Source organism: Granulicella pectinivorans (genome assembly GCF_900114625.1).
GTDB lineage: Bacteria > Acidobacteriota > Terriglobia > Terriglobales > Acidobacteriaceae > Edaphobacter > Edaphobacter pectinivorans.
In genome coordinates, this window is record NZ_FOZL01000001.1 from 2,715,529 (window position 1) to 2,733,003 (window position 17,475).

General features: G+C 61.8%; 16 protein-coding genes. 6 read left to right on the top strand and 10 right to left on the bottom strand.

The window, feature by feature from the left end; translation table 11 throughout:
- Positions 1 to 89 precede the first annotated feature (89 nt).
- Entirely contained in the window at positions 90 to 1,043 is a 954-nt protein-coding gene (locus BM400_RS10760) for a hypothetical protein (protein WP_141223883.1), read from the top strand.
- Here the strand turns inward: BM400_RS10760 and BM400_RS21660 are convergent.
- From BM400_RS21660 to BM400_RS10775, 3 genes are read right to left on the bottom strand one after another with little or no spacing between them, the layout of a single operon-like run.
- Entirely contained in the window at positions 1,040 to 1,618 is a 579-nt protein-coding gene (locus tag BM400_RS21660; protein WP_141223884.1) for a Spy/CpxP family protein refolding chaperone, read from the bottom strand. The two genes, BM400_RS10760 and BM400_RS21660, sit on opposite strands and share 4 nt — an antisense overlap.
- Positions 1,615 to 2,094: a hypothetical protein gene (locus BM400_RS10770; RefSeq protein WP_089839168.1), complete on the bottom strand. Its 480-nt coding sequence runs from the start codon at positions 2,092 to 2,094 to the stop codon at positions 1,615 to 1,617. The genes BM400_RS21660 and BM400_RS10770 overlap by 4 nt, the downstream gene beginning before the upstream one ends.
- Positions 2,091 to 2,672 (bottom strand): RNA polymerase sigma factor, encoded by a 582-nt coding sequence (locus BM400_RS10775; RefSeq protein WP_089839169.1) that lies wholly within the window; start codon positions 2,670 to 2,672, stop codon positions 2,091 to 2,093. The genes BM400_RS10770 and BM400_RS10775 overlap by 4 nt, the downstream gene beginning before the upstream one ends.
- A gap of 232 nt (positions 2,673 to 2,904) precedes the next feature.
- Here BM400_RS10775 and BM400_RS10780 point away from each other — a divergent pair, with 232 nt between their 5' ends.
- Complete coding sequence (locus tag BM400_RS10780; RefSeq protein WP_089839170.1) at positions 2,905 to 6,624, top strand: choice-of-anchor D domain-containing protein; 3,720 nt, start codon at positions 2,905 to 2,907, stop codon at positions 6,622 to 6,624.
- 55 nt (positions 6,625 to 6,679) lie between these two features.
- Here BM400_RS10780 and BM400_RS10785 read toward each other — a convergent pair whose 3' ends face one another.
- Positions 6,680 to 8,980 carry a family 78 glycoside hydrolase catalytic domain gene (locus BM400_RS10785; protein WP_089839171.1) on the bottom strand — a complete coding sequence of 767 codons (2,301 nt, stop codon included), beginning with the start codon at positions 8,978 to 8,980 and terminating at the stop codon, positions 6,680 to 6,682.
- Between the two features lie 157 nt (positions 8,981 to 9,137).
- Between BM400_RS10785 and BM400_RS10790 the strand changes: the two genes are divergently transcribed.
- From BM400_RS10790 to pdxA, 3 genes are read left to right on the top strand one after another with little or no spacing between them, the layout of a single operon-like run.
- The gene (locus BM400_RS10790) at positions 9,138 to 10,424 is read left to right on the top strand and encodes a glucuronyl esterase domain-containing protein (RefSeq protein WP_089839172.1); all 1,287 of its coding nucleotides are present in this window, start codon (positions 9,138 to 9,140) and stop codon (positions 10,422 to 10,424) included.
- Positions 10,421 to 11,485, top strand: coding sequence for a four-carbon acid sugar kinase family protein (locus BM400_RS21665; protein WP_141223885.1), 1,065 nt, complete (start codon positions 10,421 to 10,423; stop codon positions 11,483 to 11,485). The genes BM400_RS10790 and BM400_RS21665 overlap by 4 nt, the downstream gene beginning before the upstream one ends.
- Positions 11,472 to 12,446, top strand: a complete 975-nt coding sequence (gene pdxA / locus BM400_RS10800) for a 4-hydroxythreonine-4-phosphate dehydrogenase PdxA (RefSeq protein ID WP_245781813.1) — start codon at positions 11,472 to 11,474, stop codon at positions 12,444 to 12,446. The genes BM400_RS21665 and pdxA overlap by 14 nt, the downstream gene beginning before the upstream one ends.
- A 195-nt stretch (positions 12,447 to 12,641) precedes the next feature.
- Here pdxA and BM400_RS21670 read toward each other — a convergent pair whose 3' ends face one another.
- The 6 genes from BM400_RS21670 to BM400_RS10830 form a co-directional block, all read right to left on the bottom strand.
- Positions 12,642 to 13,037: a hypothetical protein gene (locus BM400_RS21670; RefSeq protein WP_141223886.1), complete on the bottom strand. Its 396-nt coding sequence runs from the start codon at positions 13,035 to 13,037 to the stop codon at positions 12,642 to 12,644.
- Between the two features lie 78 nt (positions 13,038 to 13,115).
- Positions 13,116 to 13,514 (bottom strand): glycosyl hydrolase family 95 catalytic domain-containing protein, encoded by a 399-nt coding sequence (locus tag BM400_RS22055; RefSeq protein ID WP_175528974.1) that lies wholly within the window; start codon positions 13,512 to 13,514, stop codon positions 13,116 to 13,118.
- Positions 13,515 to 13,572: 58 nt separating this feature from the next.
- On the bottom strand, positions 13,573 to 14,469 hold the full coding sequence (locus BM400_RS10815) for an HvfC/BufC N-terminal domain-containing protein (RefSeq protein ID WP_089839176.1): 897 nt from the start codon (positions 14,467 to 14,469) through the stop codon (positions 13,573 to 13,575).
- Positions 14,466 to 15,350 (bottom strand): MNIO family bufferin maturase, encoded by an 885-nt coding sequence (gene bufB, locus BM400_RS10820; RefSeq protein WP_089839177.1) that lies wholly within the window; start codon positions 15,348 to 15,350, stop codon positions 14,466 to 14,468. Before bufB ends, BM400_RS10815 begins: the two co-directional genes overlap by 4 nt.
- A gap of 82 nt (positions 15,351 to 15,432) precedes the next feature.
- Positions 15,433 to 15,708, bottom strand: coding sequence for a hypothetical protein (locus BM400_RS10825; RefSeq protein WP_089839178.1), 276 nt, complete (start codon positions 15,706 to 15,708; stop codon positions 15,433 to 15,435).
- A gap of 351 nt (positions 15,709 to 16,059) precedes the next feature.
- Positions 16,060 to 16,836 carry a DUF1223 domain-containing protein gene (locus BM400_RS10830; RefSeq protein WP_089839179.1) on the bottom strand — a complete coding sequence of 259 codons (777 nt, stop codon included), beginning with the start codon at positions 16,834 to 16,836 and terminating at the stop codon, positions 16,060 to 16,062.
- A gap of 125 nt (positions 16,837 to 16,961) precedes the next feature.
- Between BM400_RS10830 and BM400_RS10835 the strand changes: the two genes are divergently transcribed.
- Entirely contained in the window at positions 16,962 to 17,474 is a 513-nt protein-coding gene (locus BM400_RS10835; RefSeq protein WP_245781814.1) for a DoxX family protein, read from the top strand.
- The last annotated feature ends 1 nt before the right edge of the window (position 17,475 follow it).

The window sequence follows — 17,475 nt, forward strand, 5'->3', positions numbered from 1 at the left end:
ATCTCGATGGCTCGCAGAGGGTAAACTTGGACACTGGAGACCTGGGTTTGGCTTCAGCTTTTCTGTGTTCCGTTTGCCTGGCGCTTTCTGTGGCCACTGTCCCCGTGCTGCAGGGGCAGGAGACCGACACGTCTGCGCTCAAGCCTCCGGCGCGTGCCCCGGGCATCGACCCGCAATCGCACGTCTCGGCCTATGGGAACATCCTGACCGGATTGAACGCGGGGCTTACTTTTTCGGCGGTACACGACTCCTCTACGGGCTGGTACAGCGTGGCTACGCCGGCGGTCAGCTACTCGTTTACGCCGCGCTACTCGGCCGATGCGAGCATGTCGATCTACCCCTATCGGCTTACGCCGAACCAAAGCACGACCGCCACGGCGAGCAATCGGCTGTTGCCGACACACGGGGATCTTGGCGACATGCTGGTTGAGGGCCATGCGACCTTCAGCCCCGGGCCGGTACGAGACATCGCCACCATCGCGCTTACCCTGCCGACGGGGAATCATACGGACGGCCTGGGTACGGGACGCGCCACCTTCAACGTCGACAACCGGATCGAGCGCTACTTCGGGCAGACGGGGCTGCTGGTCGATGTCGGCGGAGGCGACTCGGCGGGGCTCGTCAACCGCCTGGTGACGGAGGACGATAGCTCGCTTGGGCCGCTGGCGCAGTTTCAGGTTGGCTTTCTTACGTGGTTGCCGCGGAGTATTTCGCTCCAGTCCGTGGCGTACGAACAGCTTCCGATCGGCGACCAGAAGACCTACACGACGCTTACGCGTCCGGGGGGTCCGCCGCGAACTGTGGTGAGTGGGAGGAAGGTGACCGAAGACAACGGCTTTACGACGTCGCTGTACATGCCGTTGACCTCTCACCTGGTATTGTCGGGCTCGTACAACCGCAGTCTGCGGCTGCATCTCGATACGGTATCGACGGGCGTGACCTTTGTCTGGAAGGGATTTCCGGTTCGGCACAAGGACTCGCTGATCGACCGGGCCATGCGTGAGGCGGAGTTTGGCAAGCCGATCCCGAAGCCGACCGACTAAGGCAGGCTCTCGAGCTTCGTGATCTGCGCCGGGTCGAGCTGCTGCCGAATCTGTAACAACATCTCCGTGTTGGCCTTCGCGAGGGTGGCGCGCGCCTGATTCACGGCGTCGATCGCCGCGAACATCTGAGCCTTGTCGACCTGGGGAGACTTGCTAAGCGTGTTCAGCGCGGCCTGCTGCTTCTGGAAAGCCTGATAGGCCTGCACGATCGCGTCGCGGTTCGCATTGAAGATGGCGTCCATTTTCTTCTGCTGCATGCGGCTCAAGCCCACGTTCTGGACCACGGTCTTGTCGTCCCACCAGCGTCCCGGAGGCCCGAGCTTCACGCCGCTTCCGCTGGTGACGCTTTGTGCCCGGGGAGACGCGCCTGCGCCGGAATTATTGGAGCCCTGCGCATTTGATCCGGGGGCGTTGCCGCCTGGGGGTGGAGCACCGGGAGGAGGTCCCGGTGGACGCGTGCCCGGGGGAGGGCCTCCCGGTGGATGTCCCCCACCCGGAGCCTGTGCATGGGCGCATGTCCCGGCGGACAGGAGCACCGAGCAACACAGCGCGAGATGGGCGAGACGGGATTTCATCGATTCCTCGATTCTAACCGGGATTTCGAGTTCTTCTGAGGCGTGTCCGCGATGCCGTACTCACGAAAAGGGGACGGATCGCTGTCCGCGAGGGCGACGTCCACGGACTGCAGCAGGGTGTTGTCCTGGGCAATCTGGGCGGGCGAGTCGCCGGGGGCGGACTCCGTTTCGGCATGTTCTCGGTGCAGCGCCGCAGGCACGCCAACCGCCAGCAACAGCACGGCGGCGAGAGCCCAGCGCAGGGGAGCGGCCATGGAGGGGCGCGAAGCGACCGCGCGCGGACTGACCGAGGGCTGGGATTTGCTCCAGTCGAGAGCGGCTTCGCTGAAATCGCCGACGGCTCCGTAGAAGATCTCGACCTCGCCCCGGCAGGCGTCGCACATGGCCAGGTGAGATTGCGTCTCGCGGCTTGGCGGCTCGCCGGAGAGGCACTCGGCGAACTGCTCGTCGGTCAGATGTTGGGTCGCGTTCGTCATAGCTTTCCTCCCAGTTTCGCTCGAACGGCGCTTGTTCCGCGCAGAAGATGCGTCTTCACGGTATTCACGGGCATGCCGGTCGACTGCGAGATCTCCTCGAGATTCATTCCTTCAAAGAAGCGGAGCAAAAAGACGCGTCTCTGGTTGACGGAGAGTTGGTCGATGGCCACCTTTACCTGCTCCATGCGCTCCCTGGCCAGAAGCCGCGACTCCGCTGAGCTCTCACCCGAGGGGAGGAATGAGCCGAGCTCGGTGACGTCCAGCGCGGTGTTCTGCGCCTTGCGCCAGAACTGGAACTTCTTCAGCCGCACCTGATCGCGGATGAGGTTGTTCGCAATGGAGATCAGCCACGTATTCACGGAGCAGTCGCCGCGAAACGAGGTGCGCGCGTTGAAGGCCTTGAGGAAACAGTCCTGCGTAATGGTCTGAGCGAGATCCGCGTCGTTGATCGAGAACGAGACGTAGCGGAAGATCCTCGGCCAATACTGCGCTACCAGGGCGTCGATGTCGTCGAGTTCATTGATGATCGTCACCCGGTATCCCGGATAAATAGTAGATGCATCCATGGCGATTTGCATGTTCGCAGCAAAGGACGCGGACTCATGGAGATTTGGGTTACATCTTTTCTCAAGGAAAGAAGGAAGTGCCCTGCCGGACGGTGCCCTGCGCGGACTTGTTCTCCGGTGCCGGGTTCGGCCGATGGGACAATCGCATCCCCTGTAACCCCGATTCAGGCTTTCCCGCGTCTTCCCCGGTGCAACCACACCATCGCCACTGCGCCGACGCTCCCTCGGTTTGAGGAAATGCCCCATGAAGTTTGGAAGGATTTTGCCGCTCGTTTACCCTGCTGCCCGCATCGCCATTCCGTTCTTTATGCTGCTGAGCGCGGGCATGCTCGTTCCGGGCATCGATGCTCAGACGTCTGTGCAGATTCACGACATCATGGTGGCGGGCAGCAATCCCGTGGTCGGAACGGCGACGACGAAGACACTGCCGTACTCGCCCTACTCGGGGCAGAATGTCTCAGTCTCGGGTATTGTCGTTGGCGTGATGAGTACGGGCGACTTCGCCGGCACGGTCTATATCTCGGAGCCGAGCGGCTCGTGGGATTCGATTGTCCTGACCGCGGAGGGCATGCCTGTGTTCGGGATGAAGAGTCTGAACCCCGCCTGCGCCGTGGTTGGCGCGACCGTAACCGTCGTGGGCCAGGTGGTGCTGTCGAACTCGGTGGTCGCGACGGACATTACGGCCGCTGGGACGCCCGGTACCGGTATTCTGCCTACGTCATGCACGGTAACCTCAACCAGCGGCACGATGACCCAGAGCATCTCGGTTTCGAGCGTGCTGACGGCCTTTGGCGATGCGTTGAAGTACACGGGGATGACCACGAGCGCTACGTTCTACGCTATTGCACCCGCGACGGGAACGCTGGCCGAGGCTTCCGCGACGGAGACATCCAATGGCCAGTTCTGGGCGACGTTGAGCGCCAACACCACGACGAACAATCACATCTTCCGTTCGGCCGGGATCGCAGGGGACGAGTATGTGCCTTCGACCGCCCCTGCGACGGTCGCCACCTGGGCCGGTAACCCGCAGCGTGTTCTCATCGACACGACCACCTTTGGCGGATCGCCGGTCGACATTACCGTGGGGCAGAGCATCACCTGCACCACGGGATCGAATATCACGGTTGGCGCGACCGCCGGGATCGGGCTGATCGACTACACGCTTGGCTATGCTCGTCTGCTCATCTTTCCCACCAGCGTCTGCACGGTGAACGGCACGGTGGCGACGACGACCTCGGCTACGGCGGATGCGACGCACTTCCATGTCGGCACGCTGGACCTGAACCGCTTCTATTCGACTACCGGAGCAACCACGGGCTCGGTCGCACTTACCTCGCCGGCTTATTCGAGAAGGCTTGCGAAGGCGTCGCTTGCCATCGTCAACTCGCTGGGCAAGCCCGACATTCTCGCCGTGCAGGAGGTGCAGGATCTTACGACGCTCTCCGACCTGGCAGCCTCGGTCAACACGCTCGGCAGCGTCAGCTATCAGCCCTATCTTGTGCAGGGGAACGACGCGAACAGCCTGAACCTTGGCTTCCTCGTCAACGCTACGACACTTGTCACGGATTCTGTGACACAAGTGGAGAAGTCCTCTACCTACACCACAGCGTCGGGTGGGTCGGCCACGCTCTGGGAGCGTCCTCCGCTGGTGCTGCAGGCGGAGTTTGTGCGCGTTGGCAAGAATTATCCCGTTACGGTGATCAACGTTCACTTTACCCCGCGCGATACCATCGGCGACGCGACACTTGGCCCCGATATTCGGGCCCACCGCGCTGCGCAGGCTGCCGATCTGTCGGCCCTTGTGCAGACGTACCAGACCGCTGGGCAGAACGTGATCGTCAGCGGCAATCTGAATGCGTTTGAGTACAACGACGGCTATGTGGATGTCACCGGGATCGTCGATGGGTCGCCTGCGGCAGCTTCAGCCGTCAGCCTTTCTTCTGCGACTAAGACGACGGGAGCTCTTACCGACTTTGTGACGTCTGTCCCCGCGACCTCGCGCTATAACTTCATTGAGCGCGGCGATGCGGTCGTCTACGAGCACATTCTTGCCTCGGCCACTGTCACCGATCACTCGACCGCAAGCGCCTCGCTGGCGAGCTATGTCTCCACCGTCACGCAGCCGCACTTCACCACGGACTTCGCTGCCATCAACACCAACAGCTCCAGCACGCCTGCGGGCCTTACGCCGCATGACGGCTTCGTCGTCGCGTTCCTCATCCCGCCCGTTCCGACGACGGCTTCGATCTCGCCCACATCCATCCACTTCGGCGATGTCGATCTTGGTGGTTCTGCTACACAAACAGTTAACTTTACGAACACGACGACCTTCACCTCCACGGTCACGATCTCGAACATCGCCGTCTCCGGCACGAACGCCGGGGACTTCACCCAGACTTCGCCCTGCACCTCGGTCGCGATGGGCCAGACCTGCACGATTTCGGTGACGTTTACGCCAAGTGCGATCGGTACTCGTACGGCGACCCTCACCGTCACGAACGACTCCACCAGCAACCCGACCCTCACTGTATCGCTCACCGGAGATGGCGTCGACACGACCGCGACTCTTACCCCGGCGTCCGCCGACTTCGGCAGCGTGTATGCGGGCGGCGGCACATCGACGGCAAAGACCTTTACCTTCACCAACACCAGCGCGATCGCGATCGCGACCAAGTCCATCGCGGTCACGGGCAACTTCTCCCAGACCAACACGTGCCCGGCCACGCTCGCCGCGGGAGCAAGCTGCACGATCTCCGTCGCCTTTGCGCCACTCAGCAGCGGCACCCTTACGGGGGCCCTGACTGTGACCGATTCCTCAACTGCGAACCCCACCCTGACGGCAGCCCTCACCGGGACGGGGCTGCCCACCACGGCGACGTTCTCGCCCAGCACGGCCACGTACCCGAACACAATCGTTGGCAACGCGTCCGCGGCGCAGAGCTTCACCTGGACGAACACCAGCGCGATCCCACTTACCGTTTCGAAGGTTTCGACAACGGGCAACTTTACTGTCTCCGCGACCACCTGCGCCGGCTCCATCGCGGCGAACAGCAGTTGCGTCGTCTCGGTTACGTTCACCCCGACCGCCCTTGGCACGCTCTCCGGTAGCGTCAGTGTCGTGTCGACGAGTTCCGCGAACCCGACCCTGACCGCAACGCTCTCTGGACGCGGCGTGGCGGACGTCGAGGCCTCTGTCTCTTCGCTGAGCTTCGGCAACGTCGACCTTGGCGCAACCTCCGCCGCACAGACTTTCACGGTCACGAACTATACGGCGGCGGCCATCTCTCTGACGGCAACGCAGATCACCAGCGACTTCGCCTACACCACGACCTGCGCGGCGATCATCGCCGGATCGAGTACCTGCATTGTCTCCGTTACGTTTACCCCGACGACGACCGGCGTCCGCACGGGAAGCCTTACGATCGACACCAACGACACCAAGTACCCCGTTCTTACTGTCGCTCTGACTGGGAATGGCGTTGATTTTTCGATCGCCATCACCCCTACCTCGGGCTCCGTCATCGCGGGCGACGGCATCTCGCCCACCCTTACTCTGACGCCGATTGGTGGCTTCTCCGCCCAGATCGCTCTCGGCTGCACTACGACCGCCGGTGGCTCGAACTGCACGCCCCAGACCACGCCGCTTACGCTTGCGTCGGCGACGACCATGCCACTGGCGATTACGACGACTTCTCAGTACACGGTCATCGGCTACGGGGGCTCTCTGCTGCTTGGATTGCTCTCTACGGGATCGATTTTCTTGCGCCGTCGCAAAGCGCGCACGCTGCCGCTGCTGCTCGCCTTCCTGATCGTTCTCGGGGCGGCGAACCTTGGATGCAGCGGCAAGCTCCCCGACAGGAACGCGAGCCCGACTTACCCCGGCACGTACACGTATACCATCTCGGCGACGGACGGCACCGTCACCCACACAGCGACCTATCAACTGACTGTGAGCGTCAAGTAGGTTGTAAACGCACGGCTGCGAGCCTCTGTATCGCTTGCCGTGCGGGGCACTCTGTTTAGTGGGCGATGAGGAAGGTGTAGGTGCCGGGTTGGACCTTATACGTGGCCTGAGTGGCTTCGCGGTGAATCAGGTCTGCCTTAGGGGCGTGGATGTTGGCAGATTCCGGGGCGGGAACGATGACGGTGGTTGCGATGGGGACGGTGACGGTGAGCGTGGTTTGTGTGGGAGTGCGCTTCCATGTGCTGGCGATCCTGCCCATGGGAGAGAGGTAGGTTGCGGTGACCTCGTTGAGGCCTGCGAGGAGGGCTGGGTGAAGGATGAGCTTTTCCGGGCGGGAGAGATCGATGTCGATGCCGGCGAGACCGCGGTAGAAGAACTCCTCGGCACCGCCGAGCATGAAGTGATCCTGGCTGGACTTGGGATTGGCGTCCCAGGCCTCGGTGAGGGCGGTGGCGCCTGCGGCTAGTTGCGACGCGTAGCTGGGGGCGTCTTTGCGGAGGAGCATGGCGAGAAGGACATCGCTGCGATTGGCTTGCATGAGGGCGCGCATCATGTAGGGATAGCCGACTTCACCCGTGGTGACGTGATCGTTGTGAGCGTGGATGTCGGCGATGATGTGTGCGAGGACAGCGGCGCGCTTCTCCTCGGGAACGATGCCGAGAGCGAGCGGCATGGCGTTGGCGGTCTGGCTGCCCTGATCGTAGGTTTGGGTCTGGTCGTTCCAGAAGCGTTTGTTGAAGGCTTGCTTCTCGCGTTCGGCGAGCGCGGCGTAGGTGGCGGCGTCTTCGGGGTGGTGGAGCAGGGTCGCGATCTTCTGCATGACGGCGGCGTCTTCGTAGAGCATCAGGGTGCCGGTGACGCCGAGGGTGGTCTGTTTCCCGAAACCCGGTCCTCCGGGGCCGATGTCGTACCAGTCGCCGAGGCCGTAGGCGACGATGCCGTCGACGGCCTTCGACTGCAGGAATTTGAGGTAGGCCTGCATGGTGGGGTAGGCAGTGGCGAGGTCGTTGGTGTCGCCGTAGAAGCGGTAGGTCACCCAGGGGGCGAGGATGGAGGCGGAGCCCCACTCGGGCGAGTCGTCGAAGACGCCGTAGCCATGTTCGCCGAAGACGACGTACTCGGGGGCGATGGTGGGGACCATGCCGTCGGGTTTCTGGGCGTCGGCCATGTTGCGGCTGGTGGCGCGCATGAGGGCATGGACGTCGTTGTTGAAGAGGAGACCGGGGGAGACGAGGTGGGTCTCTTCGAGCCAGCCTAGTTTTTCACGATGCGGGCAGTCGGTGAAGACGGTGGCCTCGTTGTTGTGCATGGCCTCGACGATGATGTGGTGGATGGCGTTGAGGGTCGGGTCGGAGGTGGTGAAGGCGCCGGTGACGGGTGAGTTGGAGCTGAGTTGTTCGCCGGAGAGGTGGAGGATGCGGGCTTCGGGGTGGGTGATCCATTCGGCCTGGACGTAGCGGAAGCCGTAGTAGCTGAAGCGGGGGGACCAGTCCTCGGGCGCGCCGCCACGGAGGGTGTAGGTGTACCACTGGGGTGAGCCGGAACTTTGCTGGGATACGGTGCCGTCGGGGTTGAGAAGTTCACCGGGGGTGAGGCGGAGGGTGGCTCCGGCGGGACCCTCGACCTGGATGTGAGGCCATCCGGCGATGTTCTGGCCGAGGTCGTAGACGGTTTTGTTGGGGGTGGGGTGGGTAACGGTTGGGGTGGCGTAGCGGTGCTGGACGATGACCTCCGGGGCAAGGGCTGCGATGAGGACGCCCCCGGGGGATTCGGTGAGGGCGGCGGCCGCCCATGCCGTGGGTGTGATGCGGGCGTCGTAGTCTTCGCCGCCGTAGGTGGAGTTGAAGGTGATGGGGCCGGGTGCGGCTTGCCAGGTGGTGTCGGTTGGGATGGTTTGGGGGCCGTCTTTCGTACGAACGACCAACTCGGCGATGAGTTTTGGCGGGCCGAAGGTGGCGTCGAACTTGGTGTAACGGCCCCTGGTCTTCTGCACGTTGTACATGCCGTTGCCGAGGAGCACTGTGAGGGTGTGGGGGCCGGGCTTGAGGGAGAGGCGATAGGTCTCGTAGGGGATGGTCTTGCGGTAGTCGGTCCAGGCTTCGTGGAGGCCGGTGGGGCCGATGGGGACGCCGTCGATGCTGGCCTGGAACTGGCCAAGACCGGCGATGTGGAGGGTGGCTTCGGTGCCCGTGGTTGTGAAGGCGCGGCGGAAGACGGGCATGGGGTGCGAGCCGTCGAGTTCGGCTCCGTCGCGTGGGGTGCTGAAAGGCGCCTGGATCCATTGCGCGGTGGTCAGGGGCTGTTGTGCGGAGGCGGCGATGGACAGGAGGGAGAGTGCCAGGATGTGACGGAACATGGTTATCAAAGTATCGTGTGCGCCGGTGTCGTGTCGCGGAGAATACGATTTCTCCGGCTTTCATGGTACAGACCGGGTACGACGGACGGGCGGAGAGCGTGGGTGACTTTCCGGTGTGGTGGCATGTACGGTATAGCGTGAAGCCGGGAGGACTGCGATGAAGGTGCTGACAGGAGTTTTGTTGTTGGGATATGTGTTGTCGGCGGGAGCGCAGCATGTTCCTGGGTATAACTATGACGAGGCGAAGATTCCTCCCTACACGATGCTGGACCCGCTGGTGATGCTGGATGGGACACCGGTCAAGACGGCGGCGCAGTGGGGGGTGCGGCGCAGGGAGATCGTTGGACTGTTTGAGGAGAATGTCTTCGGCAAGACACCGAAAAGTGCGAAGGTACCGTTGCGAGCGAAGGTGATCGAGATGGACGCTCATGCGCTGGGTGGGCTTGCGGTGCGGAAGCAGGTGGACCTCTACTTCAGCGAACAAGGGGATGCGGGTCCGAAGATGCGGTTGCTGGTGTATCTGCCGTCGCATGCCAAGGGACCGGTGCCGGTGGTGCTTGGGCTGAACTTCGGTGGGAACCAGACGGTGATCGATGATGCGGGGATTCAGCCGACGATGGTGTGGGTGAAGGCGAAGCCCGCGCTGAAGCTGGAGCATGTTGTTCCAGAGGAGAAGACGCGCGGGAGCCAGATGAAGGAGTGGCAGGTGAGGATGATTCTGGAGCGCGGGTATGGCCTCGCCACCGCTTACTACGGGGATTTGGAGCCGGACTTCAAGGATGCGGATGCGTACAGCGTGCGGAGGTTGTTTCAGACGGAGTTTGCGGCAGATGACTGGGGTGCGCTCGGGGCCTGGGCGTGGGGCTTGAGCAGGGCGGTGGACTATCTGATTTCGGACAAGGCGGTCGATGCGAAGAGGATTGCGGTGACGGGGCATAGCCGTCTGGGTAAGGCGGCGGACTGGGCGGCGGCGCAGGATATGAGGATCGCGGTGTTGCTTTCGACGGAGTCGGGCAAGGGTGGTCAGTCGCTGGAGCGGAGAGGGATTGGGGAGTCGGTGGAGCACCTGCAACACTCGTTTCCGTACTGGTTCTGTGCGAACTATGCGCAGTGGGTGGGGAAGGATCAGGAGATTCCTGCAGATGGGAATCTCATGTTGGCTCTGATGGCTCCGAGGCCGGTGTATGTGGCGAGTGCGGCGGGCGATGAGTGGTCGGATCCGAAGGGGGAGTTTCTGTCGGCGGTGAGCGCGAGCAGGGTGTACGCGTTGCTTGGTCACCAAGGGCTGGCGGTCACGGAGATGCCGGCGGTGGATGTAGCGGTGCATGCATGGGGAAGCGATGTGGGGTATCACGTGCGATCGGGCGTGCATGACGTGACGGCGTTTGATTGGGAGCAGTATCTGTCGTTTCTGGATGAGCATGATGGGCGGGGTGCCCGGTGACCACAGAGGCCCGGGAGCCGATGGCGATTGTTGCGGATGACCTGACCGGTGCCTGCGATAGCGGTGCTGCGTTCGCGGCGGCTGGATTACGTGTTGTCGTGGCGTTGGATGGTTTGCCGGTGGAGAGCGCCGATGTCGTGGCGTTCTCGACGGAGACGCGGAATTTTGCATCGGACGAGGCGATGCGTGTGGTGCGCGAGGCTGTATCGCGTGCTGGACGAAAGGTGTTCAAGAAGGTCGATTCGGCGGGGCGCGGCGCGTTTGGTGCGGAGATCGTGGCTGCGCTCGAGACTTCACGGGCTTCGGTGGCTTTGGTGGCTCCTTCGTTTCCAGGGGCGGGGCGGGTTGTGCGTGACGGTGTCCTGCGTGTCACGGACTTTGCCGGGCAGGATACGGAGATTGAGGTGAAGGGGTTGTTTGCGCCGGGGCATGCCATTGGTGTGTTGCGGGTGGATGCTGTCGATGAGATGGCCCGGCAGATTGCGGCTGCGGTGGGTGAGGGGATGAAGCTGCTGCTTTGTGACGCTGTGACGCAGGAAGATCTGGAGCGTCTGGTGTGCGCTGGGCGGCGTGTCGATGCTGCTGTCTTGTGGTGCGGTTCGATGGGGTTGGCGAAGGCTTTGGCGGGGTTGCGGCGTGGTGTGTCTGCTGTGCCTTCGGGGCGTGTTGGGAGGGTGTTGTTGTTTGTTGGAACCGAGCATCCGGTGACGGCGATGCAGGTGGCTCGGTTGGCCGAGGAAGAGCTCGCGCCCGGGCGATGGGTGCATCATTTGACGTTCGAGGAGCGGTCGGAGCATGCGGTGAGGGCTTGCTTCTTCGAGACGGATACGGGTGCGATGATTTTGACGGGTGGCGACACGGCGGCCTTTGTGCTGCGTGTGCTGGGGGCGTCGCGGCTGGTGCTGGGCGGCGCTGTGAGCGATGGCATTCCCTGGGGCGTGATCGAAGGCGGCGTTGCGGATGGATGCCTTGTGGTGACGAAGTCGGGTGGCTTTGGGGATCGCGATTCCTTGGCGGATGCGTTTGCGTTTTGTGAGAGGAGACAGCATGAGACGGCCTAGGATTGTGGTGACGATTGGCGATCCGGCGGGTGTGGGCGCGGAGATTACGTTGAAGGCGTTGCGTGATCCGGAGCTGGTGGACGCGGCGGACTGGATGGTGGTCGGGGATGCGGGTGCGCTTGAAGCGGTCGATATGGCCTATCGCGATGTGGTCGATCCGCGTGTGACGTTTCTCGATGGCACGTCGCTGGAGGCGGGGCAGGCGATTGCGTTTGGTGCGATCCGGGCAGAGTATGGGTTGGCTGCGCTCGACTATGTGAGGCGTGCGACGCGGATGTGTCTGAGTGGTGAGGCGGATGCGATGGTGACGGCGCCGCTGAACAAAGAGGCGGTGAGCATGTCGGGCATGGTGTTTTCCGGCCATACGGAGTTTATTGCTCAACTATGCGGGGCGACGGAGTCGCGCATGCTGCTGGCGAGCGAACGGCTGGCCACGGTGCATGTGTCGACGCATATTGCGCTGGAGCAGGCGTGCAAGGTGGAGAAGGACAGGATCGTCAGGACGATTGAGCTGGGTGCGGAGGCGGTGCGGTGGATGCTTGGGCGGGAGCCTCGGATTGGGGTGTGTGGGCTGAATCCCCATGCGGGAGAGCACACCATGTTTGGCCGGCAGGATTCGGAGGTGATTGCTCCGGCGGTGGAGGAGGCACGTGCGTTGGGCTTCGATTGTTCGGGGCCGCACTCGCCGGACGCGATCTTTATCCGCGGGGTGCGGAAGGAGTTCGACCTGATTGTGGCGATGTATCACGACCAGGGGCACATCCCGATGAAGCTGATCGACTTTGAGAAGACGGTGAACATCTCACTGGGGATACCGATCATTCGCACGTCGGTGGATCACGGCACGGCGTTCGACATCGCGGGTAAAGGCAAGGCGGACAGCCAGAACATGCAGGCCGCGATGTGGATGGCGGTGCGGATGGCGAAGGGACGGATTGCCGAGGAGGCCTCGATGCCTTAGGACTTTCCTGAGCACCGCATGATGGGCCGTGACCCTCCCCCCTTTTGGCTAAAGTATTCTTGGATCACGGTTTAGGTTTGGACTTCGGTTGGAAGTCCAGAGTGCCATGCGTTCTTTCTGGTGCGATGGCTCCAGTATAGGCTTTGAGGTCGAACTGGTAGGTCATCTCTATTTCCTTTGTTTTGTGGAGGATGTCTATCCTGGGGGCTTGACGCGCGATTTAGCCGGTGTTTTGGAGGGTCGATGCGGAATTTTCCCTATGCGCGGGTCGCGCCGGAGGATGAGTTCGACGGCGCGGAGTGCCGATTCTTCGAAGTCGGTCGAGTCCTGGGGGAGAACCTCCCAGTGGGTGATCTTCCCTCCAAGCAGGGCGATGGGGCGCAGAATGGGAAACTCTTCCCGGAGGCTGGGGAGATCGTGGTCAGAGCTGACGAGCCAGAGGCCGTTGTCTTCGGGATATTGGGGTTTATCGCGGAGGAAGGCTACGAGCTTTTCTCCGATGTAGATTGCATAGCCGCTGAACATCGGCTTGACGCGCGGGTGGAGCGAATCAAGGGCCTCGAGGAGAAACGGGTGCGGCGGCTTGGGCATGGGATCAGGTACCTGATCCCAATTTTACGATCCACGTTTCGATGAGGCCGAAGCGTGGGGCACCCGTGGGCCGGTATGTCAGCCGGCTTCGTTGGTGGGGACGAGCGGTTCGTCGGTGGATTTGGTCCTGGCTTTCGAGGGTGGGGTGTGTCCATTGCGTGCCAGCAGACGGGTGGCAGCCGGAGAGTACTTTTGCGCGGTGGTGGCGCCGGCTTGTTGTGTCGATTCGAGGAGATCGAAGAGGGGCGCGTGGAGGTCAGCCAGGTTAGCGCGGTTGGCGAGCCAGTAGTTCATCTGGGTGTTGATGTTGATGGTGTACTTGGAGCCCCAGGGCGGATCGACGGACTCGTTCCAGATGCCTTGCAGGTTTGCGGCGAGCATGCCGGGGCGGGAGCTGGCGATGAGCATGTAGCGGCCGTACTGGAAGTAGATGGGAATGAGGTGGGGGTCGTCGCCGCCGCGTGATGGGGGCGGCACGCTCGCAGCCACTTTACAGATGGGAACGAACCAGGGGTGAGTGGTGGCGTATGCCTGCTCAGGCCGACCTGGATCGGTCGTAGAGCTCACGGCAGAACCAGCCGAGTTGCGCGGCATGGGCGAAGCAGTCCTGAATTTTCTGCGCCTGTTCCTCGGGAGAGAGCGTGGTGGCTTCGAATGCGTTTGCGAGGGCTTCGCCCAGCGGCACCTGCGCATAGAGAGCCGAGAGGATGAGGAAGGCCTCGCGTTCGATGCGGCGATAGTAGATGGAGTTATCGAAGCGATGCACTGCGAGATAGACCTTCGACCGCAGCATCTTCGGCAGGCGGATGCGCGTGGATTCCCTGCGTTCAGCGACCGCGTTGCTGACGATGTCGGACTCGGGCGTTGCCTTGTGAACGGCTAGGACGAGCTCGTCGACGGGGTAGTTCAGTTCCAGCAGTTGAAGATGAGGCTGCAACATGAGCGTGGAGTCGTCGTCGAGTTCGCGGAAGTCTTCCTCGACCAGTGGGGAGAGCGAGGCGCGATCGTACGATTCGACGTAGGCCCATTCGAGCTTTGCCACGTCGACCATCAGCGCATGCCGGCGCGGAGCGAACTCAGGATGCACCGCCAGCCATGCCGGTAGCCTGGCACCGAGGTTGCGCAAGGTGAAGGAGGTGGAGGGGTTCTCCCTGAGGTAGGCCAGTACGAGGACGTCGAACTTCTTTCTGCCGAGGACAGCCTCTAACGCAGGGAAGTCTTCCGAGACAGCGGCGATGACGCGGAACCAGTATTGGCGGTTGTAGATTTCCAGGCGCTCAAAGGACGTGAGCCGGTCGTTGGGCTTGATGTAGCTCTGTGCGATGGCCGTGACGGATGCTCCATCCGCGGTGACAGCCTGCATGTCCATGTGCGGGGTCAGGGGACGGCAAACATCGGCGGACATGCGGCGTTGGAGTTCGAGGAGAGTCATGTGCGTGCCTCGTCGAAGGGCTGCGAAGCGGGGATGGTGGCGGAGGAGCTGGTTGGATCGAGATAGCGATTGGCTTTGAGCGCTTCGTTGTGAACCTCCTCGAACGATGGGATGTTGTCGTCCCACTCAAGGAGCGTGGCGGTGGGTCCAGTGCGCTCCAGGGCGCGGGCGTACATGTTCCATACGGGATCGAGGACGGGATGATCGTGCGTATCGAGCGTGTATTTTTCGAACTTCGAGTGGCCTGCCATGTGGATCTGCGCGACGCGATCGGCGGAGACGGCGTTGATGTAGTCCATGGGATCGAAGCCGTGATTTTCTGAGGAGACGTAGATGTTGTTGACGTCGAGCAGGATGCCGCAGTCGGCTTTGTGGACGACTTCGTTGAGAAACTCCCACTCGGACATCTGAGACTCGTGGAACTCCGCGTAGCTGCTGACGTTCTCGACGGCGATGGGGATCTCGAGGTAGTCCTGCACCTCGCGGATGCGCTGCGCGGTGGTCTCGACTGCCTCCCAGGTGTAGGGCAGCGGTAGAAGATCGTGGGTGTAGCGGCCATCGACGCTGCCCCAGCAGAGATGGTCGGAGAGCCATGGAGTCCGGGTGCGTTTGGTGAGGTCTTTCAGGCGGCGGAGATGCTCGCGATCGAGTGGTTGCGCGGAGCCGAAGTACATGGAGACGCCATGCTGCACGACGCGGTATTGCTCGAGGATGCGATCGAGAACCTTGAGCGGACGGCCACCATCGACCATGTAGTTTTCGGAGATGATCTCGAACCAGTCGACGACGGGTTTCTCCTGGAAGATGTGATCGTAGTGTGGAACGCGGAGGCCAATGCCCACCCCGTAGTCGGTGAATCCATTGAATCGGTTGGCAGGCATGGTGGTCTCCGGAACTGATGCTGAAGGGCAAAGCGAGGAGGCTTGAAGTCGCTCTTCAAGCCTCCTCCATCCGTGGGTACGACTAAGCCTTCTTGGAGCCGTCGGTGGCGCATGCGCCCTTGCCTTTGCAGCTATTTTTGCCAGCGTGCTTGGCATCGCCGCCGCCCTGACCCTTGCAATCGTTCTTGCCCTTGCAGGAGTGCTTGGTGGTGTCCGGAGCAGTCTGTGCGACCATGACACCAGCCGAAACGGTGGAGCTGGTGGGCTGGGTGGGCTGAGCGTTCACGCGGACAGCGGTGCCGCCGAGAAGGCCTGCGAATGCGGCGGCCAGAGCGAAAGACTTTGTGGAGTTCTTCATGGAGATGAACCTTTCTAGAGTTGGGCCGCGCACGCTGTGCACCGGACGTTGATGGGTCGCTACGAGTCTCTTCCGTATCCGGGAGACGCTGCCTTGTTGCGGACTGCATTGCAACAAGTCAGCGTGTCTTTCTTAGCCTAACCGGACTGCACGTTGGAGCAGCAATGCGGTGTTTGGTTACAGACTAAAACGGTGTGGAAAAGAATTTTATGAGGCAGCGACGAACGGAGTATGAGGATGGTGTCGCGACCATATGCATGGTGATGGAGTTGACGAGCCCGGGGGCTCTCCGCTCGCCTCATGCATGCGATGAGAGCGGAGCGGAGAGATCGAAGTTTGAGGTCAGCTTCCTCAGTCGAGGCGAGCGAGTGATGCGGAGTCGACGCCAAGCACGCGACCGTGTGCGGGAGCCTGCGCAAAGAGAATGACATGATGTTGTTCGGAGTCTCGAAAGGAAGAGGGAAGAGGGATACGAACCTCCTGTTCGCCGGTGGACTTCGCCATGGACACGCGCGTGATCGAGCGGGCCACGGCGACATGGGTGAGGTTGCGTCCGGAGTTCTCGCCGCGCGCTACGCTGGAGCGGGCTGTGTCGTCGGCCAGTACAGCGACGATGTCTCCCTTGGGATTTGGTGCTTCCGCTGTGGTTGAAAACCTGACCAGCACGGCGTTGCCGACGATCTTTGCCGAGAGGATGTGAACCTGGAGTTGGATGGGCTGATCCAGCTCCTTCTTGAAGATGCGAGCGAGTCCGTTGCGATCGCTGCCGACGACCTGTTGAGCACCGTTCACGACCATCTGCGGTGTGTAGACGCTGTCGAGGCCGAACTTGTTGCCGTAGGCATTCTGGCGTTCGGTGAAGACCGATGCAGAGAAGGGATCAGCCCAACCGAGGGAGTTCCAGTAGGTGACATGTTCGCTGATGCCAACGATCAACTGCCCCGATGAAGTTCGTGTGCCGTTGATCTCGCGGAGCAGGGCATCGGCGGGTGGACAGCTTGAGCATCCTTCGGAGGTGAAGAGTTCGACGAGGAGTGGTGGTGGCGTCGCGGTCTGGGCGGGGAGGCCGAGTGAGAGCATCTGCGCCAGTACGAGAGAGAGAAGACTGTGTTGCCAAATCGATTGCATTGCCGTGACCTCCGGGCTGCACATGGGACGCGGAGAGCGACAACCGGTTACAGATATTGCGGGTTCGTTCGCCGTTCCGACGATCCGTTTTTCTTGCTGTAACGTTTGTGTGGCGCGAGCCTCTAATGAGCGTTCGCAACGCTGCAGATTCTGCGCAAAGAGGTTTTATGGAAGTACTACTCAAGGGGTATGAACGTTTCGTGGCATTTGCCTCGCGTCTGCAGTCGCCGCTGCTGCTTGCGATACGGCTTTATTGGGGATGGCAGTTCGCGCAGACGGGTTGGGGCAAACTGCATAGCCTTGAGAAGATCACGGGGTTCTTCACCAGCCTCAATATCCCATTTCCCGCCTTCAACGCACACTTCGTTGCGGGACTGGAGTTCTTCGGCGGCATCCTGCTTCTTCTTGGACTGGGGTCGCGTCTCGTCAGCGTGTTGATGGTCGGGAACATGATGGTTGCGTACTGGACGGCAGATCGTGAAGCGCTCATTTCCATCTTTTCGGATCCGGGCAAGTTTTATGTAGCCGATCCCTTTACGTTTCTTTTTGCCTCGATCATTATACTTATTTTTGGCGCCGGCTTGTTTTCGCTGGATGCCTTGATCGTGAAGCGTTGGTTGAAGGAGCAGGCTGTTTAGC